General features: G+C 44.9%; 24 protein-coding genes. 6 read left to right on the top strand and 18 right to left on the bottom strand.

Translation table 11 applies throughout. The features are described 5' to 3' along the window. Positions 1 to 4 precede the first annotated feature (4 nt). The 5 genes from B0H50_RS02665 to B0H50_RS02650 all read right to left on the bottom strand — a co-directional run bounded on the left by B0H50_RS02665 (position 5) and on the right by B0H50_RS02650 (position 4,382). Positions 5 to 817, bottom strand: coding sequence for a hypothetical protein (locus tag B0H50_RS02665; protein WP_109587205.1), 813 nt, complete (start codon positions 815 to 817; stop codon positions 5 to 7). 22 nt (positions 818 to 839) lie between these two features. Beyond that, a complete protein-coding gene (locus B0H50_RS02660; protein WP_106198177.1) occupies positions 840 to 2,708 on the bottom strand; it encodes a lytic transglycosylase in 1,869 nt (622 codons plus the stop codon). A 44-nt stretch (positions 2,709 to 2,752) separates the two neighbouring features. Further along, a complete protein-coding gene (locus B0H50_RS02655) occupies positions 2,753 to 2,968 on the bottom strand; it encodes a hypothetical protein (RefSeq protein ID WP_106198176.1) in 216 nt (71 codons plus the stop codon). A gap of 33 nt (positions 2,969 to 3,001) precedes the next feature. Then, a complete protein-coding gene (locus B0H50_RS13255; protein ID WP_158256446.1) occupies positions 3,002 to 3,160 on the bottom strand; it encodes a hypothetical protein in 159 nt (52 codons plus the stop codon). A 76-nt stretch (positions 3,161 to 3,236) separates the two neighbouring features. Beyond that, entirely contained in the window at positions 3,237 to 4,382 is a 1,146-nt protein-coding gene (locus B0H50_RS02650; RefSeq protein ID WP_106198175.1) for a polysaccharide biosynthesis/export family protein, read from the bottom strand. Between the two features lie 168 nt (positions 4,383 to 4,550). Between B0H50_RS02650 and B0H50_RS02645 the strand changes: the two genes are divergently transcribed. Next, positions 4,551 to 4,886: a hypothetical protein gene (locus B0H50_RS02645; RefSeq protein WP_106198174.1), complete on the top strand. Its 336-nt coding sequence runs from the start codon at positions 4,551 to 4,553 to the stop codon at positions 4,884 to 4,886. Positions 4,887 to 4,962: 76 nt separating this feature from the next. Here the strand turns inward: B0H50_RS02645 and pnp are convergent, their stop codons facing one another. Both pnp and rpsO read right to left on the bottom strand, forming a co-directional pair. Next, positions 4,963 to 7,161: a polyribonucleotide nucleotidyltransferase gene (pnp, locus tag B0H50_RS02640; RefSeq protein WP_173315195.1), complete on the bottom strand. Its 2,199-nt coding sequence runs from the start codon at positions 7,159 to 7,161 to the stop codon at positions 4,963 to 4,965. Positions 7,162 to 7,187: 26 nt separating this feature from the next. Next, the gene (gene rpsO / locus B0H50_RS02635; RefSeq protein ID WP_106198172.1) at positions 7,188 to 7,460 is read right to left on the bottom strand and encodes a 30S ribosomal protein S15; all 273 of its coding nucleotides are present in this window, start codon (positions 7,458 to 7,460) and stop codon (positions 7,188 to 7,190) included. Between the two features lie 209 nt (positions 7,461 to 7,669). On the opposite strand from rpsO, the gene B0H50_RS02630 reads away from it, so the two are divergent. Beyond that, positions 7,670 to 8,458: a hypothetical protein gene (locus tag B0H50_RS02630; RefSeq protein WP_106198171.1), complete on the top strand. Its 789-nt coding sequence runs from the start codon at positions 7,670 to 7,672 to the stop codon at positions 8,456 to 8,458. Here the strand turns inward: B0H50_RS02630 and B0H50_RS02625 are convergent. The 6 genes from B0H50_RS02625 to B0H50_RS02600 are packed head-to-tail and all read right to left on the bottom strand — an operon-like array spanning position 8,400 to position 14,842. Then, the gene (locus B0H50_RS02625; RefSeq protein ID WP_106198170.1) at positions 8,400 to 9,389 is read right to left on the bottom strand and encodes a pseudouridine synthase; all 990 of its coding nucleotides are present in this window, start codon (positions 9,387 to 9,389) and stop codon (positions 8,400 to 8,402) included. The genes B0H50_RS02630 and B0H50_RS02625 overlap by 59 nt on opposite strands. A gap of 5 nt (positions 9,390 to 9,394) precedes the next feature. After that, positions 9,395 to 10,030 carry a nicotinate-nicotinamide nucleotide adenylyltransferase gene (locus B0H50_RS02620; protein WP_233244480.1) on the bottom strand — a complete coding sequence of 212 codons (636 nt, stop codon included), beginning with the start codon at positions 10,028 to 10,030 and terminating at the stop codon, positions 9,395 to 9,397. Further along, entirely contained in the window at positions 10,020 to 10,556 is a 537-nt protein-coding gene (locus B0H50_RS02615) for a hypothetical protein (RefSeq protein WP_109587202.1), read from the bottom strand. Before B0H50_RS02615 ends, B0H50_RS02620 begins: the two co-directional genes overlap by 11 nt. Next, complete coding sequence (locus B0H50_RS02610; protein ID WP_106198168.1) at positions 10,553 to 10,966, bottom strand: hypothetical protein; 414 nt, start codon at positions 10,964 to 10,966, stop codon at positions 10,553 to 10,555. The genes B0H50_RS02615 and B0H50_RS02610 overlap by 4 nt, the downstream gene beginning before the upstream one ends. A 38-nt stretch (positions 10,967 to 11,004) precedes the next feature. Then, complete coding sequence (locus B0H50_RS02605) at positions 11,005 to 11,898, bottom strand: vitamin B12 dependent-methionine synthase activation domain-containing protein (RefSeq protein WP_158256445.1); 894 nt, start codon at positions 11,896 to 11,898, stop codon at positions 11,005 to 11,007. 7 nt (positions 11,899 to 11,905) lie between these two features. Further along, a complete protein-coding gene (locus tag B0H50_RS02600; RefSeq protein WP_109587200.1) occupies positions 11,906 to 14,842 on the bottom strand; it encodes an FtsK/SpoIIIE family DNA translocase in 2,937 nt (978 codons plus the stop codon). Between the two features lie 102 nt (positions 14,843 to 14,944). Here B0H50_RS02600 and B0H50_RS02595 point away from each other — a divergent pair, with 102 nt between their 5' ends. The 3 genes from B0H50_RS02595 (at position 14,945) to B0H50_RS02585 (ending at position 18,012) form a co-directional block, all read left to right on the top strand. After that, positions 14,945 to 16,033 (top strand): toprim domain-containing protein, encoded by a 1,089-nt coding sequence (locus B0H50_RS02595; RefSeq protein ID WP_106198165.1) that lies wholly within the window; start codon positions 14,945 to 14,947, stop codon positions 16,031 to 16,033. A gap of 37 nt (positions 16,034 to 16,070) precedes the next feature. Beyond that, complete coding sequence (gene mtgA, locus B0H50_RS02590; RefSeq protein WP_106198164.1) at positions 16,071 to 16,961, top strand: monofunctional biosynthetic peptidoglycan transglycosylase; 891 nt, start codon at positions 16,071 to 16,073, stop codon at positions 16,959 to 16,961. 145 nt (positions 16,962 to 17,106) lie between these two features. Then, positions 17,107 to 18,012 (top strand): S1 family peptidase, encoded by a 906-nt coding sequence (locus tag B0H50_RS02585; RefSeq protein WP_158275873.1) that lies wholly within the window; start codon positions 17,107 to 17,109, stop codon positions 18,010 to 18,012. Positions 18,013 to 18,019: 7 nt separating this feature from the next. Here the strand turns inward: B0H50_RS02585 and B0H50_RS02580 are convergent, their stop codons facing one another. Beyond that, positions 18,020 to 18,856 (bottom strand): GGDEF domain-containing protein, encoded by an 837-nt coding sequence (locus B0H50_RS02580; RefSeq protein WP_109587199.1) that lies wholly within the window; start codon positions 18,854 to 18,856, stop codon positions 18,020 to 18,022. A 178-nt stretch (positions 18,857 to 19,034) separates the two neighbouring features. On the opposite strand from B0H50_RS02580, the gene purB reads away from it, so the two are divergent. Continuing rightward, positions 19,035 to 20,477 (top strand): adenylosuccinate lyase, encoded by a 1,443-nt coding sequence (gene purB, locus B0H50_RS02575; RefSeq protein WP_109587232.1) that lies wholly within the window; start codon positions 19,035 to 19,037, stop codon positions 20,475 to 20,477. 28 nt (positions 20,478 to 20,505) lie between these two features. Here the strand turns inward: purB and B0H50_RS02570 are convergent, their stop codons facing one another. The 4 genes from B0H50_RS02570 to B0H50_RS02555 form a co-directional block, all read right to left on the bottom strand. After that, positions 20,506 to 21,432, bottom strand: a complete 927-nt coding sequence (locus tag B0H50_RS02570; RefSeq protein WP_109587198.1) for a tRNA-dihydrouridine synthase family protein — start codon at positions 21,430 to 21,432, stop codon at positions 20,506 to 20,508. A 6-nt stretch (positions 21,433 to 21,438) separates the two neighbouring features. Beyond that, on the bottom strand, positions 21,439 to 22,329 hold the full coding sequence (locus B0H50_RS13775) for a peptidoglycan DD-metalloendopeptidase family protein (protein ID WP_106198160.1): 891 nt from the start codon (positions 22,327 to 22,329) through the stop codon (positions 21,439 to 21,441). Between the two features lie 573 nt (positions 22,330 to 22,902). Further along, positions 22,903 to 23,619: an endonuclease gene (locus tag B0H50_RS02560; RefSeq protein ID WP_106199708.1), complete on the bottom strand. Its 717-nt coding sequence runs from the start codon at positions 23,617 to 23,619 to the stop codon at positions 22,903 to 22,905. Between the two features lie 45 nt (positions 23,620 to 23,664). Next, positions 23,665 to 25,812 (bottom strand): polysaccharide biosynthesis tyrosine autokinase, encoded by a 2,148-nt coding sequence (locus B0H50_RS02555; protein WP_109587197.1) that lies wholly within the window; start codon positions 25,810 to 25,812, stop codon positions 23,665 to 23,667. Positions 25,813 to 25,850 lie beyond the last annotated feature (38 nt).

Genomic DNA, 25,850 nt, shown 5'->3' with positions numbered 1-25,850 from the left:
TTCCCTAGAAGAAATAAACTAGCGAAAAATCTAACGCCAGTAAATTGATTTTAAAATTCACGATATTGTAAACGACTTCGCTGCGGGATTTACCGTTTTCTTCAACATCCATCCACGTAGAACTCAGCCCTAAAAGTCCGACCGAAGATTCAAACGCAAAGCGATCGAGAACCATAATGCTTAAGCCCGGATTAATTCCGAATTTAAATGTCCAACTATTCGTGCGCGTTTTAGAAATATCTTCGCGGTCATCCGTTTGCGAAATGCCGTAAGAATATTCCACCGTCAATGAAGTTTCATTAAAGAAGTAAACATTTTTAGAATCAAAAACTTTCAGATAATTTTTCAAAAGTGGCTGCAAAAAGAATCCGTTGCTTTCGTATTTGCGGTGCTGCGAAACGTTAGCGATATCATCCAACAAAGAAAAATCAATATCTAAATGCGTCCGACTAAAACCAGCCCGCATGCCAAGCGCCATCGCATCGCGAATAAAATAACCGCCGAAACCTTCGACGGTAAAAGTGTAGCCGTCCGCTTCATAAATGTCGCCGAAAATCACATTTAAAGTTTCGTCATCCGAACTTCCTTGCAATAGGAAAAGAGTCGCGCCCGCAAAAACATTGCCGCGATGAATCGCTTCATCTTCTTCAACGGGATTTAAACTGCTGAGAATTCCCGCTTTTTTCGGTTCCGATTTTTGGACCTCAATTTTTTGCGTTTCATCGGACGGAAGATTCTTCGGAATGGAATCCGTAGAAGTTTCTGCCCACGCAACTTGCAAAGCGAGCAAAAAAAGAAGTGAAATTTTAAACTTCATTGCCCAAAGTTAAAAATTTCTGCTACTGGCGAATTTTCAAAACCTCGCCAGCTTTCACTTTTGTCGATTTTTTCTTGTTCCATTCGACAATTTGTTCAATTGTCACGCCATATTTCCGCGAAATATCCCAAAGCGATTCGCCCGATTCTACTTTGTGCGAAATAAATTCGCCGTTTTCTGTCTTTGGCGGATTTTCTTTTTTCTTTTCGCTTTTTTCTGCGGGCTTTTCGGATTTTTCCGTTTTAGCCTTTGACGCCTTCGCCGGTTTCGAAACGACGAGAATTTGCCCCGCATAAATGGACGCGTCCGAAAGTCCGTTCCATTCTTGCAACTGCGAAACCGAAACGCCAAATTTGCGTCCGATGCTTCCGAGATTATCGCCCGAACGCACTTTATAAGTTCTGCCCGAAGAATTTTTCGACGCTTTTTCTTTTCCGCTGTTTTTTGATTTCGAATCGGAATAAGCGCTTGCCGGCAGCGGAATCATCAAAACTTGTCCGCGGCGAATTCGCGTATTTTTCAAATGATTCGCCTGCTGAATATCCCGCACCGAAACGCCGTATTGTCGGCTGATTTTCCCTAAATTTTCGCCGCCCGCGACTTTGTGATATTGCCACCGCGAGAAGGATTTTTTGTCCATTTTATTATAAGCGACAAGGAATGAATCGCGCGAGCCTTCAGGAATTCGCAGCACATAACCCGTTTCTTTCGGCGGAGTGCACCAACGGTTCAATTCCAAATTCAATTCTTGAATCGTCTTCAAATCGACATTCGCGGCTTTCGCCACTTGATCGAGCGGCATAAATTCGACAACGGTCACCGTATCAAATGGCGCTCGTTCCCGCTTTTCCACTTGCATTCCATAATGTTCTGGATAATGTCCAATCGTCATCGCAGCCAAAATCCGCGGCACATAATGCATCGTTTCTTTCGGCAAATTCAAATCCCAATAAGTAATCGCCTGCGTCGTGTCCCGCAGCGTATCTTCTTTGGCTTCGCGGATGCGTTTGCGCACGCAGCCTTCGCCGCAGTTATAAGCCGCCATCGCCATCAGCCAATCGCCGAATTCATCGTGCAAACGGCGCAGATATTTCATCGCAGCGACCGTCGAAAGTTCCGGATTTCGCCGCATATCAATCCAAAAATCTTGGTAAAGTCCGTAGCGCTTTCCCGTCGACGGAATAAATTGCCAAAGTCCCGCCGCCTTGGCGCGGCTATACGCTTTAATTTTATAGCCCGATTCCACGAGCGCTAAGAAGATTAAATCCCGCGGCATTTCGAGAGAATCCATTTTCGCAAAAATCATTTCATCGAAGGCGGTTTTCCGCGAAAGCGAAGCCTCGGTAAAGTCATGCGCCCGCGTCGAAAGATATTGAATTTCTTGCATCACGCGTTCATTAAATTCCACCGGCAGCGTAAACTGCGCCCGATTTAACGTATCCAGAAAACTTTCAATTTCTAAAAGTGCCGCACTGTCGAGAGGCGGTTCATCTAAATTATCCAAACCTTCTTCTTCGAATTCATAGCGCACATATTCCGAAGCTTCTTCTCCCATTTCAAGAATTTCCGGATAAATTTCATCTAAAGCGAGAATAATTTTATGCGCCATTTCAACGCGATAAAGCGAATCGCGTTCTGGAGTTGGCAAATTATAATACGCAGAATCATAACGTTCTGCAACAAGTTTTTTGAGAGCAATATCCAAATGATGACGAGCGACCAACCAATCGCCCTCTTCCATCGCTTGCAACGCAAACTGATACTGCTGCCACGATTCCCGCATTTCTTCTTCAGGAGCGACCCAATCGCTCATCGCCCGAGAAACGAAAGATTCTTCCGCTTCAGGAGTGTAAACGTTCCCCGCTGCGCAAGAAACGAAGATACACGCCAAAACGGAAGCGAATAAAAGAAAAGCTCCCCTTTTCAGGGAAAGGATCACTGGTCGTAATCCAGATCTTCCGCGTAATCGTTCCAGATCTGATCGCGCTTGAACGTGGGCTTGTCGAAGTTCACCTCTTCATCGAGGTTTTCTTCTTCTTCCTCTTCTTGTTCTTCCTGTTCTTCTTCGTTCGGAATCGGATCAGAAGGTTCAATGCTTTCGTTCTTTGGACGACGACCGCAATACATAGGCACGCGGTTATTCACTTCCATATTCTTAAAGTTCATAAGAATAGACCTCACTTTTTATTTTCCCAAAGCGCTATTCACGCCAAACCAAATAATCCCAGCCGCCAAAAGCGAAAGAATCATTGTCGCGTAAATAAGAACGCGGTTTAAGCGATACGCTTTTTGGTTCTTGCGACTCCAAAAAGGCGTCTCTTGATTGGCGTTTTTAGCACTCATAGCGAAAATATATACATAGAAGAAGAAAAATCAAGAGGAATTGAAAAAAAATTTGTTTCATTCCTCTCGAAAAAAATTACCAGTTTGTAATATCTTCCTTCGCCGTATGCGTTGTATGGACAGCTTGTGTTCCGTAGTAAATCAGCTGAGCCGTCGGGAGAAGCATCTTCATCACGCGGTTCCAACGAGCAAGACTTGTCGCATCGACGTAAACTAAATCACCCGGTTTCAGCGCAAATTGATCGCCGAAGACGAGCGCCATCGGATTGCGCGCATTCAAATGATAAACGCTGATTTGATCCATCGCTTGCGCCCGAATGACATAAATGTTTTCGGCTTTTGCCGATTCGGATTGAAGGCCTCCCGCTTCGGCAATGGCTTGGGCAAGTGAAAGTTTTCCATTCTTAAAGGTAAGCGCTTGCTGTTTGCCAACTTCGCCCATCATGTACACTTTGGATTCTTCGGAATCCGGAATGCGAATCACATCGTTGTCTTTGAGAATTAAATCGTTCGGACCTTTGCCCGCAGCATAAGGAGAAAGCAAATTCACAAAATAGGTTTTACCTTCGCGAGTAAATTCCACCGTCGAAAGATTCGCTGCCCCCGTTGCACCGCCGCAACGATTCACGGCTTCTAAAAATGTCACCGGAACATCGTTCAACGAAACGACTCCTGGATTTTTCACCGAGCCTTGCACATAAACTTTGTGGCTTTGACTTTGCAAAAGACGCACATCGATTTGCGGATTATTCAAAACCTTCGAAAGATCTTGGACAATTTTTTCGCGGAGTTCGGCAACGGTTAAACCGACGACGTTAATTTCTCCGACGTAAGGATAGAACATCACTCCCGATTCGCTCACAAGCTGACCGGTTGCGTTATCGCTGCGGTAAGAGCCGAGCGGACTTGTGAGTTCGGGATGTTCCCAAATCACGACTTGAACAATATCAAAAGGTCCGAGTTTATAGGCTTCAGGCTTGTAAGCGAGCAATTCTTCTGGAAGACTCGGAAGAGCTTCTGCTGCAGGAGCTGGTTCGGTTAAAGCCGAAAGAGTGTTTGCGTTAATGCTTTGCAAATGCACCTTCGCCCCTTGAAAATCCGCAAGAGTATCGACTGCACCATCTTCGTCTGCCGATTCGTTGAGCACCATTCCCGGCGATGCAAAACAGCCGGATAAAACAGCCACACTGGCGGATAAAAGGCACGAAAGCCAAAATTTCATAGAGCGAACCTCAAAAAATGTGGGTAAAATATACGAAATTTTACAATTCTTCTAGAAAATTCCCGTTGATTTTTTTGCATTTTCGAAAAGAATGCCTGCGCACTCTCAAAAATTTTTATTTTCTTTTCACAAACGGAATTTTCATTTCCCTTTTTCATTCAAAATCCTATGATTTTACTTCAATTTTTAGCCATCGCAGCGACCGTCATTTTAGCGATTGAAATTTTCGCCACATGGAAAACTTCGCCCGTTGAAATTCGAAAAGCGTTAGTGCTCCCGACTTTTCTACAAATTTTTGCGCTGACGATTGCTTGGATGCGAAGCGGAATTTTGCCCGCAATCATTCCCCACGAAATCATCACAATTCTGATTTATTTCTTTAGCGTCTATTTGACATTTACCGCGATTATTGCGATTTGCGCTGTTGAAAAAAAGCATCGCAAACTTTTTGCCATTCTTTGGACATTTGCTGCGATTTGCTTCTGGCTGATTAGTCTTTTATAAAATAGTGCTCCGCCGGCAAGCCGGCGGAGCAGAAGAAATACAAAAAAATCCCGAGCAAAGCTCGGGATTTTTTGCGTTAAGCTTGCGGCTGTTCAGGAGCCGGAGCAGCGGGCGCATCCCCTTGCGGTTCTGCGGGCTTTTCCTTTTGCTGAAGAGCTTTGATCGAAAGCTTCACTTTGCCCTTCGGATCGACACCGAGGCAGAGCACCTTCACTTCGTCGCCGACGTGAACAATGTCTTCTACCTTTTCTACACGGTAGTCTGCGAGTTCCGAAATGTGAACGAGACCGTCGCGACCCGGGAGGATTTCAACGAATGCGCCAAACGGCTGAATCGTCTTCACCTTGCCCTTGTAAATGCGACCCGGTTCCGGTTCTGCAATGAGTTCTTCGATCATACGACGGCAAACTGCACCTGCCTTAGCGTTCGGCGCAGCAATGTCAATCATACCGGATTCGTCAATGTTGATTTGGCAACCGGTCTGAGCTTGCATTCCCTTGATCACCGAGCCACCCGAGCCAATCACATCGCGGATCTTGCTTGTCGGGATATGCATCTTGATCATGGTCGGAGCCTTCGCGGACAAATGATCGCGCGGAGCCGGAATGGCTTCCTTGATCTTGCCGAGAATGTGCATACGACCAGCACGAGCTTGTTCCAGAGCCTTTCTCATGAGTTCCGGAGTGATGCCCTTGATCTTGATATCCATCTGGAATGCGGTAATACCAAATTCGGTACCAGTGACTTTAAAGTCCATATCGCCGAGATGGTCTTCGGTTCCGGTGATGTCGGTCAAAATTTTGATCTTTTCATCATCCGCATGACCCGTTTCCGAGATGAGGCCCATCGCCACACCAGCTACCGGCGCCTTGATAGGAACGCCAGCATCCATGAGCGAGAGAGTTCCACCGCAGACAGAAGCCATCGAAGAAGAACCGTTCGATTCGAGAATTTCGGAAACGATGCGAATCGTATACGGGAAGTCTTCCGTTACCGGGAGAACTGCCTTGAGCGAACGTTCCGCCAAATGGCCGTGACCGATTTCACGACGAGACATGCCGAGTTTTTTGCATTCACCGACGCAGAACGGCGGGAAGTTGTAATGCAGCATGTAGCTCTTCGAGCCTTCGCCTTGAAGGGTTTCGTAACGCTGTTCGTCGGCCTTTGTGCCGAGAGTGCAGGTGACGAGAGCTTGAGTTTCGCCGCGTTGGAAAACTGCCGAACCATGAGCGCTCGGAAGAACTCCCAACTGAATTTCAATCGGACGCACTTCAGTCGTTGCACGACCGTCGATACGGCGACCTTCGTTCAAAATCATCGTACGCATCGTGGTGCGTTCGAGTTCTGCAAAAATTGCCTTCGCATCTGCGAGAAGTGCTGCATCTTGTGCTTCGCCTTCGCCGATGATAGCGAGAATTTTCGGATCCGCGACAACCTTCGCTTCCAATTCTGCCATCTTCGGATAGAGCTGAGTCTTCACCATATTGGCGTGAAGAGCTGCGTTCAATTCGTCGAAAATAACTTCCTTGACTGCGACTTCCAGTTTGTCATGAGCTTCACCCTTATTCTTCGGGGTGAGGACCATCTTCGGCTTTGCAAATTTTGCAACGAGTTCTGCTTGAGCCTTGCAAAGTTCCTTAATCGCATCGTGACCGGTCGTGATGGCCTTAATCATCGTGTCTTCGGAAACTTCGTAAGCGCCGCCTTCCACCATGCAAACCGAGTTTTCTGTACCGGCGACCACGAGGTCCAGATCGGCCACAGAAACTTGTTCGTAAGAAGGATTGACGATGTATTCGTCACCGATTACCGCAACGCGAACCGCCGCCACTTGTTCTTCGAACGGAAGTTCGGAAAGACCAATCGCAAGAGATGCTGCAGAAACGCCAAAGACGTCCGGAGCAAATTTCTTGTCTGCGGAGAGAACGTTTACAATCACCTGCACTTCGCGGGTGAAGTTATCGGGGAACATCGGACGAATCGGACGGTCGATGATACGAGCTGAAAGAATTTCTTCATCGCTCGGACGACCCGCTTCGCGCTTGCTATAGCCACCCGGAAGGCGACCAGCAGCATAAGCCTTTTCGCGATATTCAACGGTCAACGGGAAGAAGTCACCTTCTTTTTCCGGTCCAAAGCAAACGGTTGCTAGGACAAATGCGTCGCCAACTTTGACGACTGCAGAACCAGAAGCCTGCTTTGCAAGACGACCCGTTTCGAGAACCACTTCGGTTCCGTCGGGAAGTTTTGCAGTAGCTTCCTTAGCTGCGAGCATTTTGTATTCCATAAGCAAACCCTAACTTAGCCGCGAAGGCCCAAGTCCTTGATAAGCTGACGTGCTGCGTTGATGTCTTTGTTGCTGAAGTAGTTCAGGAGGTTGCGACGTTGAGCAACCATCATCGAAAGACCGCGGAGAGAGTGGTGGTCGTTCTTGTTAGCCTTTGCATGTTCCGTGAGATTCTTGATTCTTTCGGTGAGAATCGCAATCTGAACGCGGACGTTACCGGTATCGTTTTCGTTTGCACCAAACTTAGAGGTGAGTTCTTTAATCTTTTCTTTTGTAATGGTAGCCATATGCTGTCCATTTCCTTTTTGGTTTTATGTGAATGAATTACTTTAGCCTTTTCTCTGCCTGCACCCAGTGGAATTTGGCGATTCTGGTCTGCAGATCCAAGACAAACGCAACTACTTGATTTCAAATATAAGAAAATTTTATCGCAGGCGATAAAGCTGTCTCGCTTTTCACCCCCTAACTTCGCCCTTCTAATTTCTAATTTTACTGCATGTTTTCCGCGTTGAATTTTGATTTTTCCTTTTACGATTGGCTACTCATTATTGTCGTCACATTCCTCGGAACAGCGAGCGCATATTTAAAAGATCCTCAAATTAAAGCGGTTTTAGCGACGATTCCAATTCCTTGCGGACTCGCTTACATCGCTGTCGGCCTTCCGATTGGAACGGCAAATGCGATTTCTGCTTTGATGTGTCTTTTGTATGTGCACATCGTCCGCGTGATGCACGATAAAATGCGAATTCCCATCGTCGTAAGCATTATTCTCGGGCTCGTTTTCTTTGTTTTGCTCGGGGCATTGTTGCTTCCGCGAATTCCCGAAAGCGAAATTTTCTTTGTCGGATTTTGTCTTTTCGATATCATTCTCGGCGTGATTATTTTTCAAAAGCAAACTTATGCGCCAGGCGTCCGCTACAAAACACCGCTTCCCGTTTACATTAAAGCGCCCGCGATTGCGGCTGTCGTAAGCTGCCTTATGCTCGTCAAAAATTTGATGGGCGGTTTTTGCACAAGTTTTCCGATGATCAATTCTATCGTGAGCTATGAATGCCGATTTTCTCTCGGCGATCAATGCAGACAACTTCCGCTTTTTTTAATCGCAGCACCGTTAATGTTTATCGAAATGCATTTTATCGAAACGCGATTTGAAATCAATCATTGGTGCGTTCTTTTCTTCGGCTACATTTTATTTTCGCTGATTTATTTTCCACTGAATCAAGAACTCAAGCGTCGCGTGAAGCGGGCAAAAGCGCCTTCACCACTTGCGCCATCTCACCTGTAAACTGTTCCGACGTAAACCATTCCGGTTCTTTTCCCGGAATCCGAATCAACGCTTTATAAGCAAAAAGCATTTGCGTGTGCGCGCCCAAAATGCGAAAATCTTCTTCGCTTAATGGACCTTGCACGAGCTTCTTATAATACTTGCCGTCGAAATCGTATAATTTATCGCCGACGATTGGAAATCCTAAATGCGATAAATGCGCGCGGATTTGATGTTTGCGTCCCGTAAAAAGTTCTGCTTCGACAAGGGAAAATGGCGCTTCGACTTCACCGATTTTTTCCGTCGATTCGGCGACTTTTCGAAAAACGGTTTTGCACGGTTTTCCGTTTTTTCTCGGAAACATTTTGATGCGAATATCGCTTGTGGGATCTTCGGCAAGTGGCTCTTCGCAGACGATTTCGCCATCGGGAAATTTTCCGCGGACAACCGCCAAATAAATTTTACGGAGCAAAATATATTCGAGAGATTTTTCAAATCGTTTTAATGTGTCGCTGTTTTCCGCAAAAATCATAATGCCGCCGGTGTCGCGGTCTAAGCGATGCATCGGCGAAAGTTCTTCGTTTTTGAGTGTGCGGCGCACGACGCCGGTGAATGTATTATAAAAAATGCGCCCCGTATGATGGATCGGAATTCCTGCGGGTTTTGAAACGATGAGAAAATCGTCGTCGCGGTAAAGAATTTCGAAATGCGTCGGGACTTTGGGTTCTGTATAATTGTCCACGCGGTAGACGACTTTATCCTTCGGTTGCACAATCATTTCGGGAGTCGCCAAAACGCCGTTTAATGTAACCAGTCCGCTTTGAATTTTTCTTCGCCATTCTTCTTTGGAATGATATGTAAAACGCAGCGCCAATTCATCTTCGAGAGTCATGCCGCGCTGTTCATTGCGAACAACGCTTTCAAAGAACATCGTTTGGGGAACTTCGTGCATAAAATTTACAAGCGATAAATTTCGTGTTCTTGAATGTAACGGAAAACTTTTTCGTCTAAGCCTTCGGGCTTTTTTCCTCTGCCGAAGAAAAGTTCTTTCCGAATTTCGCTGCTCGCAAATTTTCCGTCAAAGCCATGTTCGCTTCCGACCCAAAACATTTGTGCGTAACCTTTTGCTCTATGTTCTTGCATATCGGGCTTCGGAGAACCGCGGCGTTCAAAAACGATCAGTTCAAATTCTTTGAGCAGTTGCGGACCGTTAAATTCGGTGCCAAAAAAATGCAGCGGATCGCGCCAATGCGGAATTCCTTGATAACTATCCGCGCCGACAAGTAAGCGAAAATTGACTTCGGGAAATTGTTCGCGGAATGTGCACATCGAAACATACGAACCGCGGTAATCGCCTAAATTCAATTCCATTTCCGAGATGCGGATGCGCGGATCATCGCCGACGACTAAATCCAACATGGCGAGACGATCTTCTGCGGACGCAAATAATTTCTTATCCCAACGATCGGGACTCGGCACAAACCAAATTTCTTCGCAAAGATGCAAATCCAAACAAAGTCTGGCAAGTCGCACATGGTCTTGATGCACCGGGTCAAATGCGCCGCCAAAAATTGCCACAGTTTTAATAGACATAAACTACAAATCCAACATTGAATTGAAGCCGCGTTCCGTGCACGCGCAAATCGGCGACGGGATCATAATGCGAAAGAATCCATCGCTGTTCTAATTCGGTAACGATTGCTGCCGTCGGGAGAATTTGAAAAGTCGCGCCGCCGCCAATTCCCCATTCATTCCACGTGACGTCGCCAACATTGGCGAGTTTTCGCACATGGGTAAATGAGCCCGTCAAATAAGGCCTTCCAGGACCGAGTGGCGTAATTCCTAACGTTGCATTCAATGCGCGCGAGCGCACATAAAGATGTTCCCCGCTGCTTTTTTCTGTTCGCGAATAATTGTAAAATCCATAACCCACACGGAAAAATCCAATGCCTTGCACCCAAGCGCCAAGAAAAGGAGTCATCCGATTGAGGCCTGCGCCTTCACTGCCGTCGTTTAAAATGCCGTAACCCGTTTCCGCGACGGCCCCGATGACAAATGGCAATTTTTGCGCAAACGATGTCGCTGTGAAAAACAAAAGCAGGACGAAAATTTTTTTCATACAACGAGAATGAGCAAAATAAACAAGCAAAGAAGCACATTCAAAAGCGCATCAATTTTTTGTGCCCGATAAAATTTCGGCGTGACATCGGATTCCAATTTAAAGACGATATCCATAAATCGATTGGAAAGTTTGCTCGAATAAAGAAATTTAATCGCGATTAAAGCGAGAACCCAAATTTGCAATCCCGCAAAATACGCTAACGCTGTATAAGCCGCAATCAAAAGAAAATCTTGGATGACGAGTTTGCGAAGAGTTCCCGAACGATCGTCATCTAATTCCGCAACGATGTCCCGATATTCGCCCACTTTCTTTTGCAGTTCTCCAAAATTATCGATAAAGTGCGAAAGATTATAAACGCAATAAATCACCGAAAGAAGAATCAATGTATAAGAGCAAATCGTTATCATTTTTCAAAATATAGTTTTTCAATGCAGCAACGCTGCGATTATTCCCTTCTCAGCCATTTTTTTGCCATTTCTTCCGACCAATTTTTTCGCTTAGCGTAATCTTGAATTTGGTCGTCTGCGATTTTTCCAACGGAAAAATAAAGGCTCTTCGGATGCGCAAAATAATAGCCGCATGTAGAATATTCAGGAATCATCATATACGATTCCGAAAGTTTAATGCCCGTTTGTTCTTCGACATGCATCGCTTTCCAAATGGCGAGTTTTTCGGTATGATCCGGACAAGTCGGGTAACCCGGAGCCGGGCGAATGCCAAATGGTTTTGCGCCTTCGGGAAGATAGCCCCAATATTTTTTCATCACATCTTGATGCAATTTTTCGGAGAATGCTTCGGTCAAGCGTCCGCCTAATGATTGCAAAAGAATGGACGAATAATCATCGCCCGCTTTTTTAAATTGCGCGGATTGTTCTGCGATGTTAAATCCCGCAGACACCGCAAAAAGTCCGAGATAATCCGTTTCTTTCGGCGTGATAAAATCGATGAGAGAACGATGCTTGCAAATGCCGTCACGCACTTCTTGTTCCCGCAAAAATTCAAAGCGCGTCGTTCCAAATTCCGAATGCAAATCTAAGCCTTCGCCCGAACGCGTCACCGGGAAAACGCCAAAAATTCCGCGAGCTTGAATCCACTTTTTTTCAATTGCTTCGGCTAAAAGTTTTTGCGCATCCGCATAAAGTTTGCGCGCAGTTTCTGCTTTCGGCGAATCGCCTTCTAAAATTTCAGGAAATTTTCCCGGAATGCGCCATGCGTAAAACAAATAAAACCAATCGATGAACGGAACGAGTTCTTCTAAATTCTGATCGGCGATAACGTGGATGCCCGGCTCTTTCGGAGCCGGCGAATGCGCCCAAGGAATATTGATTTCTGTTTGCATATTTTCCTTATTTTGGCCAACGTTCAAAAAGCGCTTGTTCATCGGCGACAAGCATTTCACGCGGTTTACTGCCGTTCTTTTTTCCGCAGATATTTAAGCGTTCCAACTGATCGACGATTTTTCCGGCGCGGCTAAATCCTACCGCGAAATGCCGCTGCACTTCGGAAGTCGAAAGTGAGCCGCGTTCAAGTCCGTAACGCGCAACATCGAAAGCAAGACGATCCAATTTGTCGAGGAAGCCTGCTTTTTCTTCGCCCGATTCTCCCGTATCCGAAGGATCTTCGATGTCAAAAGTGGTTAAGCGTTCGTAATGCACATTTTGATTGGCGCAAACATCCGCTAATTTTTCCACTTCTTCATCGGTTAAAAATCCGCCGTGAACACGCGTCGGTTCCGGATCATCGCCAGAACGATAAAGCATATCGCCGCGGCCCAAAAGTTTCTCGGCGCCCGCTTGATCCAAGACAGTCCGCGAATCAATTTGAGACGCGACTTTGAAACTGATACGCGCAGGTAAATTCGCTTTGATTAAACCGGTAATCACATTCACCGAAGGACGCTGCGTTGCAATGACCAAATGAATTCCCACAGCGCGCGCTTTTTGCGCAATGCGAGCAATATACTTTTCCACTTCTTTGCCAGCGACCATCATCAAGTCCGCAAGTTCATCGATGACGACAACGATATACGGCAAATTTTCCATAATCGTTTCGGGCATCGGTGGAATTTCGCTTAAGCTAGGCACCGGCGGAATCGGCTGTAATTCAAGAGCGGGAGTTCCATTTGCCAAAGCAGTTTCTTTCGCCGTGCGATTTTCTTCTTCGACTTTATCCGCTAATTTTTTCGCCGATTCGTACGCCGCTTTCATCTCTTGAATTTTGCGAATGACTTCTTGTTGTTCGCGACGCTTTTGATTGTAGCCGACGAGATTACGCACTTTCCACTTGGCAAGTTCTTCGTAGCGGCGGTCCATTTCAACGCACGCCCATTTGAGTGCGCTGACAGCGACATCGGGCTGCGTCACCACGGGCGCAAGCAAATGCGGAATATCTTCGTAGAGTTTCAGTTCGACCACTTTCGGATCGACGAGAATCATCCGCAATTCATCGGGCGTTTTACTAAAGAGTAAACTCGCCATCAGCGTGTTAATGCAAACAGATTTACCAGAACCGGTTTGCCCCGCGATAAGCACGTGCGGAGCGCGACAAAGATCCATCGTATAAGGATTTCCGGTGATGTCTTTTCCTAGAGCAATAATGAGTTTATCGGGCTGCGGTTTAAAGAGCGGACTTTCAAAAATATCGCGGCAAAAAACCGTTTGCAATTTTCGATTCGGCACTTCAACGCCCACGAGAGATTTCCCAGGAATCGGCGCCAAAATACGAATCGATTTTGCTTTTAATGCAAGCGCTAAATCTTCGTGCAACGAAGAAAAACGGCCCACTTTTACGCCCGGACCCGGTTCCACTTCGAAGCGCGTAATCATCGGACCCGTGGAAATGCCGAGCACTTTTCCTTTCACTTTGAAATTTTCTAATTGCTCTTCTAATTGATGGCTGATTTCATCCAATTCTTGCGCCGTATAATCGGGCTTTTGTTCGGGCGGTGCTTCCAAAATTTCATCGACTTTCGGAATCACATATTCGTCGTATTGCGTTTCGGGCGCGACTGTTTTTTCTTCAACATTTACCTTGGATTCTGTCAATTCTGCGGGCTCATTTTCCGAAACGATTTCCGTTTTCAAAGAATTATTTTCTTTTGATTTTTTTAACGCTTCCTCTAAATTGAAAATGGACTCATCCTTTTTCGATTTTTCTTTCGCATTATCCAAATTAAAATTCGAATTTTCGGGAGAATTTTTTTCGTCATCGCGTTCGATAATTCCTTTGATCGACGGCCGTTGCTGACGATTATTTTCCCAATTATTCATCTGCTGCACTTGCCGCAAATGCGCAATTTCATCGCGGAGAGCGCGCACTTCTAATGCGCCCAAATTCTTTTCATTTTCTCGGAGATAACGTTCTTTTTCTTCGATTTCACGTTCTGCAACATTCGGATAATCCGAAGAAATATTTTGCGTTTTCGCAGCCTTTTCCGTAGACGTCACCGTGAAAGACGAAGCCTCTTTTACCACCGGCTGATTTTCTACCGGAAGAGTTCCATCAAATGCGCCCGCATTTCCGCGGAATGGTTTTGCTTGTCCCGAATAAATCGTATAATCGCTATTCCAATCTTTTGAAATCGCTTCGGCGCGTTCTTTTTCTAACAATTTTTTCACAGCGTCCGAGTCATCTTTTTTCGAAGGTTTCTTCGGCTTCGGATTTTCGGGCTTTTCTGTTTCAGGTTCTAACTCTTTCTTCGGACGATTCGCCCACCAGCCCGCGATAAAAGTAAACGGAATTTTCACGCATGAAAAATGCGAAAGTTTCAGTCCAAAAAGCGAAACGGCAACCGCAAAAAAAATGATTCCAAGAATCACAAATGGAAAAAGAAAATTCGTCGAACCAAAAACCGGTTGAATTAAAACTTTCACCCAAAAATATCCCAAACGTCCGCCGCTCGCATAAAGCGTATTCGCCTTCAAATTGAGGTTTCCTGCGGCCGCAGAAACAAGCGCCAATGTCGCAGGACAAAGAATACAAAGAGCGGAAAATCCACAGCACGCTTTCAGAAAACGCGGAAATTCTCCCGCAAGCAAAAGCCAAATTCCCCAACAAATCAAAGCGACCGAAACAATCGTCGCCGAGAGATTTCCGAAAATGTAAACGAAAGTTTCCGGAATCATTTTACCAAAAATCGGTCCGAGCCAATTTTTTTCACTGCCGATAAATGAAATGAGTGCAATCAGCAAAAGCACGCCAAACCCGAGCGCAAAGCAGCCCAAGACGCGCCCAATTTTTTTTGTATCGAATTCAGTTCCCTTTTTCTTTGTTTTCTTAGCCATGACTCAAATTTAGAAATTTACGAAATCTTTGACGACAAGCGCCGCAGCGATTCGCCCAAAAAATAGAACACATTTCTTGTTTTTAAATTAGTTTTCCTAACGATGAATTATTCCCGCGACGATATTGAAGCGTTAAAGGCTTCGCTCTCGATTACTCAAGTAGCAGAACGCTTGGGGCATCATGTCGTCCGCGGAAAATTTCGCTGCCCTTATGCGATGCGCCACGCACACGGCGACCGCACACCGAGCGTTTCTCTTTCGGAATCCAAAGGTCTTTTTAATTGTTGGGTTTGTCAAGATGTCCGCGGCGATGCGATTCGCCTGGTAGAAATTTCTCGGAATTTAGATTTCCGCGGAGCAGTCGATTGGTTGCAAGCGGAATTTTTTCCCGAGACAATTCCTGCGCCCGGGACTTCGGAAACACATCTCGTGCCGAATTTTGCCGCGGCAGCTCCGCCAATTAAAGTGGTAAAAGTAGAACCCAAGCCCGAAATCGATCCGATTTTACGCGCAAAAATTATTCTGAATTTTTTTGAAAAACTTTCGCCGATTGAAGGCTCGCCCGCTGCGTCTTGGCTTGTCAAACGCCGCATTTTTAAGAAAACTTGGGAATCGATGCGGCTGCGTTACATTACCGATTACGATAAAGTCAACCGAGAATTGCTGCAAAATTTTGGAATTGAAGCTTTGCAAAAAGCGGGACTTTTCAACGAGAACGGCAATTTGCGCTATTACAAACACCGTTTACTTTTTCCGTATTTAGATAAAAAAATCATTCCGCTTTATTTTCAAGCGCGTGCAATTGACAACGAAACGCAACCGAAAGAATTGAATTTGCGCGGCACAATTCCGTTTCCTTTTAATCTGAAAATTTTAGACGGAAATATCGGTTGGGTTTATTTGTGCGAAGGCTGCGTCGATACGCTCACCATGATCGACCGCGGATTTCCAGCGGTGGGAATTCCGGGCGTCAAATCCTTCAAAACGGAATGGGCAAATCTTTTTAAAAATAAACGCGTCATTCTTTGCTTGGATCAAGATGACGCGGGGCGCGCGGGCACAGAATCTCTTCTCGAAGTTTTTAAAAATGCAGGAATCGATGCGGCTCCTCTCGGCGCTGGAATTAGCGTTGAAAGATTTCAACTTTCCGAAGGACAAGATATGAATTCTTGGTTCGGCGGCAAACGTTAAAAGACAACTCCATTAAAACTTTCTATCATTTCCGCTTGTGAATTACAAACAAATCAAAGAATCTTTAGAACAGCGTTGGAATGCGCTCCCCGAAAAATTCCGCAAAATTCTCGGGATTATTTTTTGCATTTTCAAATGGATTTATCGCATATTAAATCGCATTTTCCGTCTGGCGCTTTTGACGTTAACCCTTTACGCGATTGCATTTACTCTCGTCGTTTCTCTTTTGCTTTATAAAGCTTTCGTTTACTGCTACGCCATTTACGATAACGTCAAAGTTTTGGAATATGAAAATCCCGAGATGAGCAATTATATGGAAGCGCTCGTCGATTCCAATCCGAAAGTGCAAATCAAGCATCGCTTTGTGCCGCTCGATAGCATTAGCCCGTATTTGCAAAAAGCGGTAATCGCAAGCGAAGACGCGGGATTTTATTATCATCCCGGATTTGATGTGCGCGCAATCGCCGAAGCTTTAGATGCAAACCGTTACTACGGAAAAACGAAATTCGGCGGAAGCACGATTACGCAGCAACTGGCGAAAAATTTATTCCTTTCGGGAGAACGTTCGTGGGAACGCAAATTCAAAGAACTCGCCTACGCTCTTCTCATGGAAAAAATTCTCGGCAAAAACCGCATCTTAGAATTGTATTTGAATTATGCGCAATGGGGACCGACGATTTTTGGTTGCGAAGCTGCCAGTCAAGAATATTTTAAGAAAAGCGCTTTCAAATTGAATTTAGATCAATCCATCAATATGGCTGCGGTTCTTGCAAGTCCCGGAAAACACAATCCGAATGGGCGTTACAGCCGCTTCATGGCGAGTCGTCGCACGGTCATTTATCAAAATATGTTCCCGCGCCGCGACAGTTTAAAAGTCGATAGTTTAAAAGCGTTAAACGCTCCGCCAGATTCTAGCAAAACAGAATAAATTCTATTTTAGAATCGGAGCAAATATGCAAAGAGAAAACCAAAATTTTTTCAAGATTCTTTTTTGGATTTTAGGCATTTTATTGTTCTCTTCGGGAAATTTATGGGGAGATTTTTCTTTTTCCTTTCGCTATGCAATTGCCGGCATGGGATTGTATGACGATGAAAAAGAGGATTATACCAAATCTTTTACCGATATTGATTCTGCGGGAACGGGAAGTATAAATATTTCCATCGAAGACTCATCCCTATTGATTAAAATCAAAGATTTGGAATATTCAATGATTGTAGATGCTTTTGATGAAGATAAAAATAGAGATGATGAAAACGTGATTATCTTTACTTTGCACGATGCAGACAATGCCCGCTATTTTTTAATTTGTGCACCGCGCTATATCAATTTTGCAAAATTTGAAGAATGGAAAATAAATCTAGGTGGAGTTAAAATTCTAAACTCAACTAAACCCGCAAAAGATGAAAAATCAACTGCCCAAGGTTCCGCAGTAGCGATTGCTCCCGATATTTTAATCACCAATTCGCATGTGATTAAGGATCTTTCCTCAGTGGCTATTTATTTAAATGGCAAGTATATTCCCACAGATGGATTTTCAAAAATTGCAGAACTTTCTAACGATGTGCTCGACTTAGCGATTTTAAAAGTAAACGGAGTCACATTAAATTCTTGTCCTATTTCCAATGAACAACCCAAACTGGGAAGTGAAATTCTTGTTTACGGTTATCCGCAAATCGAATTACAAGGCATGGAATTAAAAGTCACCAAAGGAATTGTTTCGGGGAAAAATGGACTTCTTGGCGATAAATCCACTTTTCAAATGGATGCTGCGATTCAGCCCGGAAATTCGGGCGGTCCCATTGTTTATAACGGGAAAATTTTAGGACTTGCCACTTTAATGCTCATCAATTCCCAAAATGTCAATGTCGGAATTAAAGCGACAAAAATTCGGAATTTTTTAGAATTTTATGAAGTGACTCCGAAAGCGACCACAAATGACTTTGAAAAGTGCACCTATTTGTTAATCGGCGAAAAATAATTTTCAATTAAGAATCGAGAATTTTCTTCTCTTTTTTATCGGTGTACATTTGCATTTCGGCTTGTTCAAAATACGGCCGAAAATTTTCCTCTTTTTTCGGAATACTTGCAAAGCCAAAAGCGAGACTCACCCGCTTTCCGCGAATTTGTAACAATTTCGATTTTGCATTTAATTGACGTATAAATTGCTGCAAAGAAATTTCATCGGCATTCGGAATGAGCGCTAAAAATTCATCGCCATCTACGCGGAAAATTTTTGAATTGCTCGGTAAAATCATTTTAAAAAGAACGCCGACTAAACGAATATATTCATCGCCAAAATCACGTCCGAACGATTCGTTCATTTGTTTTAAAGAATTGCAATCCGCAAAAATAATGCCGAGCGGAAAATCGTATGGGCTTAAATTTTTCAAAACTTCGCGTAAATAATTTTGATGATAAAGTCCCGTGAGTTCATCGGTATGTAAATGCAAAGAATCGCGCATCCGATATTGCTTCACTCGATTTAAAATCAATTCGCGGCAATACGGCGCAACGATAAAATCTTGCACACCAAATTTTAATGTTTCCAATTCTTCTGAAATCGGCGTCGCAGGCGTTACAAGCATTACCAAACTCGACGATGCCGATTTTTCTTTTTGCAAACTTTTTAAAAGCTGAAATTCATTTTCGAGTGCAGCCGAAGACGTTACAAAAATCACATTCGGATTTTTCTCGGCGAGAATTTTTGAAATATCCAAATTCGCATGAATGCAGCATGGACAATACTCAAAATTTTCCGTTAAAATCGATTCGAGAGTTTGATCGACTTCAAAATCCGCAGCGAATAAAATCAACTTTTCCATAATTTTCCTAAAAGAAGTATAAATCGATAAATGGATTCAAAACCAATTTTCGTCGAGAATTCTATTCCAAGTTGAGGTAAATCACATCGCCATTTTTCCGTTTTTTCAAATTCAAAAAAAGCCGATTTGCAATTTTCTTTTTCTAAATTTTCGGAAAACTTTTCACAAGGAAATGATTATGCGTGATCAATATGAAAGCCCGCTTATCAAGCGTTATTCCAGCAAAGAAATGAGTTACATCTTCAGCCCGCAGTACAAGTTTCAGACTTGGCGAAAGCTGTGGATTTTCCTTGCCGAATCCGAAATGGAATTAGGCCTTCCGATTACGCAAGAACAAGTCGATGAATTGAAAGCGCATGCGACCGACATCAATTTTGATGTTGCCGAAGCCGAAGAAAAGCGCCGCCGTCACGATGTGATGAGTCACGTTTACGCTTACGGCGTGCAATGCCCGAAAGCAAAAGGCATTATTCACTTGGGAGCAACCTCTGCATTTGTCGGCGACAATACCGACCTCATTCAAATGCAGCAAGCGATGATTCTTGTGCGGAAACGCCTTTGCCGCGTGATGGACAAGCTCGCAAATTTTGCGATGGAATATAAAGATATGCCGCAGCTCGGTGCAACGCACTTCCAAGCGGCGCAGTTAACAACAGTCGGAAAGCGCGCTTGCCTTTGGCTGCAAGATTTGCTCATCGATTTGGAAGAACTCAATTTCCTCATCGAAGTGCTTCCGTTCCGCGGGGTCAAAGGAACGACCGGAACGCAGGCAAGTTTTATGGACCTCTTTAACGGCGACGAAGAAAAAATCATGGAACTCGATCGCCGCGTTACCGCAAAAGCAGGATTCAAACGCGTTCTCACCATCACCGGCCAAACTTATACCCGCAAATGGGACAACCGCGTCAATCAAGTTCTTTCGTCGATTGCACAAAGCCTTCACAAATTCGCAACCGATATGCGCTTAATGCAAGGCAACAAAGAAGTCGAAGAACCATTTGAAAAAACGCAAATCGGTTCGAGTGCGATGGCTTATAAGCGTAATCCGATGCGCAGCGAACGCATTTGTTCCCTCGCACGCTTTGTGATGGCGCAAGTAAACAGCACAGCTTTCACCCAAGCAACGCAATGGTTTGAACGCACACTCGACGACAGTGCAAACAAGCGTCTCGCCATTCCCGAAGCTTTCCTCGCGATGGACGCGATGCTCATCATCGCCGAAAACGTAACGACCGGACTCGTCGTTTATCCGAAGGTGATTGAAAAACGCATCATGGCAGAACTTCCGTTTATGGCGACCGAAAACATCATCATGGAAGGCGTGAAAAACGGCGGCGACCGTCAAGAACTCCACGAAGAAATTCGCGTGATGTCGATGGAAGCGGGCAAAGTCGTGAAAGAACAAGGTAAAGATAACGACTTACTCGAACGCGTTTTGAAAAACGAAAAATTCCAAAAGCTCGGCATTACCGAAGCAAAGCTCAAAGAAATTCTCGACTTGAAGAAATTCATCGGGCGCGCTCCGGGTCAAGTGAATAAATTCGTAAACGAAGAAGTCCGTCCTGCGTTAAAGGCAATTCCGAATTGGGATAATTTGGACGCAGGCGAACTCAAAGTGTAACCGCGAACGCGCCGCGAAGCGGCGCGTTTTACAGTTCTCCGATTGCGATTAAGCAGTTTTCGTATTCCGCCAAAGTTTTTGCTTTGGCGATTTTTTTTGCCATTTTTTTCGGAAGATCTGCGTAAGCCCAAAACGGGCGAATTTTTTCCAAAATTTGTGCATCGCCTTGATAACGCATTTTATATTGCGCAAAAATTTCTGCGTGCATTTTGAAAAGAGTTTCCGCTGTTTTCCCAGTGAAATTTTCAGCATATTCCCGCGCTAAATTCGGATTTCGTAAAAGCCCGCGACCGAGCATCACACCTTTGAGTTTGGGGAATTTTTCGGCGCATTCTCGGATTTTTTCGGCGGTAAAAATATCGCCATTCAAAACCATCGGGCGTGAACAATTTTCGTAAAATCGTTGAAAAGCGTCTAACCGAATTTCGCCATGATATTCATCGATTCCTAAACGAGGATGCAATGTAATTTGCGAAAGATTTGACACATTCAGCCGAGGAAGAATTTCAAAAATTTCACTTTCCGAATTTTCGCCCAAGCGCATTTTTATACTGAATTGCACTTGCGGAAATTCTTCCATCGCATCGAGAATTTCAAAAAAATTTTCCGGATGTAAAAGAAGCCCTGCGCCGCGCCCCGATTTCGTCTGCATTGGAAAAGGACAACCCGCATTCAAATCGATTTCCGAAAAACCGAGCGGTAAAATTTGTTCGACAAGAGAACGAAATTCAAACGCATCTTTCGCGATTATCTGCGGAATCAAATGATACGGAAAATCTTTTTTCGTCTGCAAATCCCATTCTAAATCCCGCAAATCTTTCGGGCGAATTTTCCCTTTTTCTAAACGCAGAAACGGCGTGTAATACGCCGAAATTCCTCCCGAAAATTTCGCATGAGCAATGCGGAAAGCTGCATCTGTAAAGCCTTGCAGCGGAGCACAAAAAAGAGAAAGCATAAACGATTACGAGCAGCGAATCATTCTGCCGACACGCAAAACCGAGCTGCGTTTCATCCCGTTGAGTTTGAGAAGACGGCTCACCGTCGTGTGATATTTGCGGGCGATTTTTCCGAGAGTATCGCCGGGACGCACCCGATAAAAACGATGTTTGCTCGCTTCTTTTTGAAGTTCTGCATATTCCGCTTCGACGCGTTTCATCGGAATCAAAATTTTTTCGGCGCGAATTTGATGATTTTCAAAATCGTAAAATCCGAGAGGATCGAGCGGCATATCGCCGACGCGCATTTCAAAATGCAAATGCGGTCCCGTACTGCGGCCTGTATTTCCGCCGAGCCCGATGACTTTTCCCGCTTGCACTTCTTCGCCGACTTTTACAAGTTGCTTCGAAAGATGCGCATAAATGGTCCGCGTAATTCCCGCATTTTGATGTTCCAAAACAATGTAACGCCCGTAGCCGCGGCGTTCATAGCGGACGCGCACCACTTTCCCATCAAACGCTGCCCGAATGGAATCGCCACGCGTTAATCCGATGTCAAGTCCTTTATGAATGCGGTATCCGCGAAATCCATACGGCGACGTTATGCGACGACTTTCCAAAGGAATTGCCGCGCGCAACATATCCACGCGAATGGTATCTTGTGATTTTTCAGCGAGAGCGAGAGAATCCACTTCCATTTCATCAATTGCAGAAGCTTCGTCCAAAAATTCATCAGGCTCGCTATCTTCGGGGTCTTCGTTTTTCAGAAAAGGAACCGCAAAATTTTCTTCTTTTGCATTTTCATCCGTTTGAAAAATCGTCCGAGCCGTTTCGCTCATCGAAATAATACCGCTTGAATAGACGCCTGCGAAAAGATTCACAGAAAAAAGAGCGAGAATTGCAAAAGTCACCTTCATAAGCAATTTTCAAGATAGAAAAAGTTTCATCAAGTCCGAAGCGCGTTCAGCGTAACATTTCTTAGTGAAAACGACAAAAAAAATTCCTCCCCGGATTTTTTTAGGCTTTATCTTAACCAGAAAATGTCTTTTCCAGAAATTCGGCGGACATATTTCCCCCGGGAAATTTCTTCTCTAATTTCTTGCGGAATTATTTCCCCCGAGAAATGTCTTCTCTAATTTCTTGCGGAATTATTTCCCCCGGGAAATGTTATCACTGAAATCCCAGCGGGTTCATCGCCTGGGGGAAATGTTAGCACTGGAAATCTAGTAGTGTCATTCTGAGCGTAATGTAATGGAGCGAAGAATCTAGCACTTGGTTTGTGAATTAGAAGAAGTCCTTTTTTGGACTCAATAGAAAATGCTAGATCCAACCCCAAAGAGCTTAATTCAACTAAGGAACTAAAGTTCCAAGTTTCATATATCGCTTCGCCTACGGCTCCACTCAGGATGACACCGCAGCGCCTATGGCTTCGCTCAGAATGACACGCAGTTTCTAACAACTGCCCACTAACCACTGATTACTAACCATTCCTAATTATTCTTGCATTTTGCTTCGACAAACGGATTGTGATCGCCTTGTACTTTGAAAATGCGGCGGTCGCGTTCGCATTCCCATGCCGAAACGGGATGTTCTTTGTCCCAGATTTCTAAAAGACGGCGGCGTTCTTTGGAAAGGGTGATGCCGTAGGCTTTTTCCATATAAAATGAAATGCGGGCGAGCATTCCGCGCACTTCGGGACGCGGCTGAAATTTGCGATTCTTAAAATCGACGATAGATTGGCAGGTGCCATACATCGGTTCCGGCGAATTCGTCCATTGCGAATACATAAAATTGCTGCGGTCGCCGTTGACTTCGCCAATACTCGGGAGCAAATTGTGCAAATCGCCTTCCATTAACGCGTATTCGGGATCGGTTTCTTCGCAATTTTTGCGGGCGCTGCGCTTCCCCTCTTTGTGCCAGCACTGTCGCGATAAGCCGATATTGTGTGCGGTTACGACATGTTCCCATTCAATGCGCGAAGCGCGATTTGCATTTTTCCGCGGCTGAAAACCGCAGCCTTCAAAATCGATTCCGTTCGGCTTTTTATTGCTTTTGTATTTGCAGCCACAATAAACGGTCACTTGTAAATCGCCGTAATAAATGCGATTCATCTGCATTTTGGCGTGTTTAAAATCATAATGCTGCGGCGCTTGCGCAAAAACACTTGCAAAAGCAAAAGCCAGAATCAAAAGAAATCTACGACTCATATTTCAAAATTTAGTTACCGCATTTGGCGATTTTCGTCAAATTTTTCACGACTTTTTATGGCCGTATTTTTTTTTGTAACCATAGCCATAGCCGTAACCGTAGCCATAACCGTAATGCGAAATTTCATCGGATAAAATGCGGTTAATGACCAGGGCGCGATTCTTCACTTCGGCTTTATCGAGTAAGCTCAACGCTTCTTCGACGCCTTCCAAAGAATCCTTCGCATAGCGAACTGCAACGAGGACAAAGTCCGCGTAACGCGAAGTGGTTAACGCATCCGCGACACTTAAAATCGGAGCGGAATCCAAAATAATCAAATCGTAGCGGTTGCGCATTTGTGAAATCAAATCGCCAAACGCAGAACTTGCGAGCATTTCCGTCGGAGACGAAGTGTAAGAACCCGCACCGATTAAATCAAAGCCCAATTTTTCTAAATGGTCAATCGCTTCGTCCAAAGAAATTTTATTTAACAAATAATCCGAAAGGCCGTGTTTCCTTCCCCGCGGAGAAAGTTCACTTGCGCGGAAATCGGTATCCAAAAGCAAAACTTTTTTCCCGCTCGCCGCATAAAGCGCTGCCAAATTTTTCGAAATAAAACTCTTTCCGCAGTTGGGAACGCAGCCCGTAATCAAAAGGACTTTGCCCACTCCCATCGAAAATTCTAACGAGGTGCGGAGAGTGCGAAGCGCTTCGCTTGCGATGTCTTCGCCGCCCTCTTCTATCAAGGTGAAACTCTTTTTGCGTTCTTTGAGTTCGGGAATTTTTGCGTAAACCGAAACTCCCGTCGCTTGCTCTAATTCGCGAGAAGTGCGAATGCCGCGGTTAAAAATCATGCGATAAAGGAAAACGAAAACGGCTCCCAAAATAAATCCGCCGACAATGCTTCCGAGAAGAATGACCGATTTTTGGGGTTTTACCGGGCGAATTTCCATCCGAGCGCGATCGACGATGCGCGCATTCCCTACTTCACCCGCTTGCACCACGCGTAACTGCTGAATATTGTTCAGCATATTCGTGTAAATCGAATTGTTCACTTCGACATCGCCCTGTAAACGAAGAATTTCTTGCTGCTTTTCGGGGAGATCTTTTGTTTCGTCCGAAAGCTTTGCCATTTCGCGGCGAATTTGCGCTTGCTGCTTTTTGAGAGAAATGACGCTCGGGTGATCTTCTTTGAAAAGGCGAGAAACTTCTTGATGTTTTTGCTGCAATTCGAGAAGTTGCTTTTCGAGTTCCATCCGTTTTTCGAGTGCGTTCCGCGCTTCGCCATTCAAATCGACGGAGCCTTCGTCTTTGCGATAAGTCGAAAGAACTTGTTCCGAAGAATCGAGTTTTGCTTTGACGCCGGGCAGTTGCTTTTCTAAGAAAGCCAAAGTTTTCGTCGCTTCTTCGCTTCGAGCTTCGACATTTTGGCGCACGTAGGTGTCGGCGATAGAATTCAAAATGCTCGCGGCGCGGTCGGGATAACGGTGCGCAATTTGCATTTGAATAATTCCCGTTTTCTTTCCCATTTCCGAGACGACTAATTGCTTTTTCAAAATATCGAGCGCAGTCCGCGGATCGAGTTCGGTTAATTCAAATTTTTCTTCGGGGAGAGCGTTCATCTGCGAAATGCGAATGGCAAAGGTATCGCCCATCACAGGAATGCGGTAAGTGTCCCCCACTTTTCCTTGTAAAATCACCTTTTCCATCGGATCGATAATGGAAAATTCGCTGTTCGAAAGTGCTGAATCCGCAGACGCCATTAACATCCATTTTTCGGTGCGAGCGATTTCGGGAATATGCAAAAATTCAACATCAACGCGTCCTTCGGTATGAAGTAAACGCGGAAGAAATGCAACCGGCTTTGCGGAATACGCCAAATGTTCGAGTTCGACGACTTCGTCTAAAACGCGACGACTTTTGATGAGTTCAATTTCGGCCTCCGAGGGAGATGCGACATCTAAAAGCGCTCCCATTTCGCCCATCGCAAGTCCCGCCGTCTTTCCGTTCTGATCGACTTGTAAAAGCGCATCGCTCGAATAACTCGGGCGCAAGAAATTGGCGACAAAAAATCCAATGCCTCCGCCCAAAAGGATAAAGAGCAAAAGCACAGGCCATTTGGCAATTAAAATTCCCGCAAGTTCCAAGAGATCAATTTCATCTTCGGCTTTTTGCGTCGAATTCGCGACATCTTGATTGGTAATCGTTTGCATGTGCTAAATATAAAAAAAGTTTACAAACCAACAAAGGT

The sequence above is a fragment of the Hallerella porci genome (genome assembly GCF_003148885.1).
In the GTDB taxonomy this organism is placed as follows: Bacteria; Fibrobacterota; Fibrobacteria; order Fibrobacterales; family Fibrobacteraceae; genus Hallerella; species Hallerella porci.
This window is presented reverse-complemented; position numbering and strand designations above follow the sequence as displayed.

Coding starts and splice junctions, on each gene's coding strand:
- B0H50_RS02655 (WP_106198176.1), bottom strand. CDS start 2,968: ATGGAAGTGAATAACCGCGTGCCTATGTATTGCGGTCGTCGTCCAAAG.
- B0H50_RS02570 (WP_109587198.1), bottom strand. CDS start 21,432: ATGCTTTCTCTTTTTTGTGCTCCGCTGCAAGGCTTTACAGATGCAGCT.
- B0H50_RS02625 (WP_106198170.1), bottom strand. CDS start 9,389: ATGCACGAAGTTCCCCAAACGATGTTCTTTGAAAGCGTTGTTCGCAAT.
- B0H50_RS02620 (WP_233244480.1), bottom strand. CDS start 10,030: ATGTCTATTAAAACTGTGGCAATTTTTGGCGGCGCATTTGACCCGGTG.
- B0H50_RS02605 (WP_158256445.1), bottom strand. CDS start 11,898: ATGCAAACAGAAATCAATATTCCTTGGGCGCATTCGCCGGCTCCGAAA.
- B0H50_RS02600 (WP_109587200.1), bottom strand. CDS start 14,842: ATGGCTAAGAAAACAAAGAAAAAGGGAACTGAATTCGATACAAAAAAA.
- pnp (WP_173315195.1), bottom strand. CDS start 7,161: ATGCTCGCAGCTAAGGAAGCTACTGCAAAACTTCCCGACGGAACCGAA.
- B0H50_RS13775 (WP_106198160.1), bottom strand. CDS start 22,329: ATGAAGGTGACTTTTGCAATTCTCGCTCTTTTTTCTGTGAATCTTTTC.
- B0H50_RS02645 (WP_106198174.1), top strand. CDS start 4,551: ATGATTTTACTTCAATTTTTAGCCATCGCAGCGACCGTCATTTTAGCG.
- B0H50_RS02610 (WP_106198168.1), bottom strand. CDS start 10,966: ATGATAACGATTTGCTCTTATACATTGATTCTTCTTTCGGTGATTTAT.
- B0H50_RS02650 (WP_106198175.1), bottom strand. CDS start 4,382: ATGAAATTTTGGCTTTCGTGCCTTTTATCCGCCAGTGTGGCTGTTTTA.
- rpsO (WP_106198172.1), bottom strand. CDS start 7,460: ATGGCTACCATTACAAAAGAAAAGATTAAAGAACTCACCTCTAAGTTT.
- B0H50_RS02560 (WP_106199708.1), bottom strand. CDS start 23,619: ATGAGTCGTAGATTTCTTTTGATTCTGGCTTTTGCTTTTGCAAGTGTT.
- B0H50_RS02665 (WP_109587205.1), bottom strand. CDS start 817: ATGAAGTTTAAAATTTCACTTCTTTTTTTGCTCGCTTTGCAAGTTGCG.
- B0H50_RS02615 (WP_109587202.1), bottom strand. CDS start 10,556: ATGAAAAAAATTTTCGTCCTGCTTTTGTTTTTCACAGCGACATCGTTT.
- B0H50_RS02580 (WP_109587199.1), bottom strand. CDS start 18,856: ATGGAAAAGTTGATTTTATTCGCTGCGGATTTTGAAGTCGATCAAACT.
- B0H50_RS02555 (WP_109587197.1), bottom strand. CDS start 25,812: ATGCAAACGATTACCAATCAAGATGTCGCGAATTCGACGCAAAAAGCC.
- purB (WP_109587232.1), top strand. CDS start 19,035: ATGCGTGATCAATATGAAAGCCCGCTTATCAAGCGTTATTCCAGCAAA.
- B0H50_RS02585 (WP_158275873.1), top strand. CDS start 17,107: ATGGGATTGTATGACGATGAAAAAGAGGATTATACCAAATCTTTTACC.
- B0H50_RS13255 (WP_158256446.1), bottom strand. CDS start 3,160: ATGAGTGCTAAAAACGCCAATCAAGAGACGCCTTTTTGGAGTCGCAAG.
- B0H50_RS02595 (WP_106198165.1), top strand. CDS start 14,945: ATGAATTATTCCCGCGACGATATTGAAGCGTTAAAGGCTTCGCTCTCG.
- B0H50_RS02630 (WP_106198171.1), top strand. CDS start 7,670: ATGTTTTCCGCGTTGAATTTTGATTTTTCCTTTTACGATTGGCTACTC.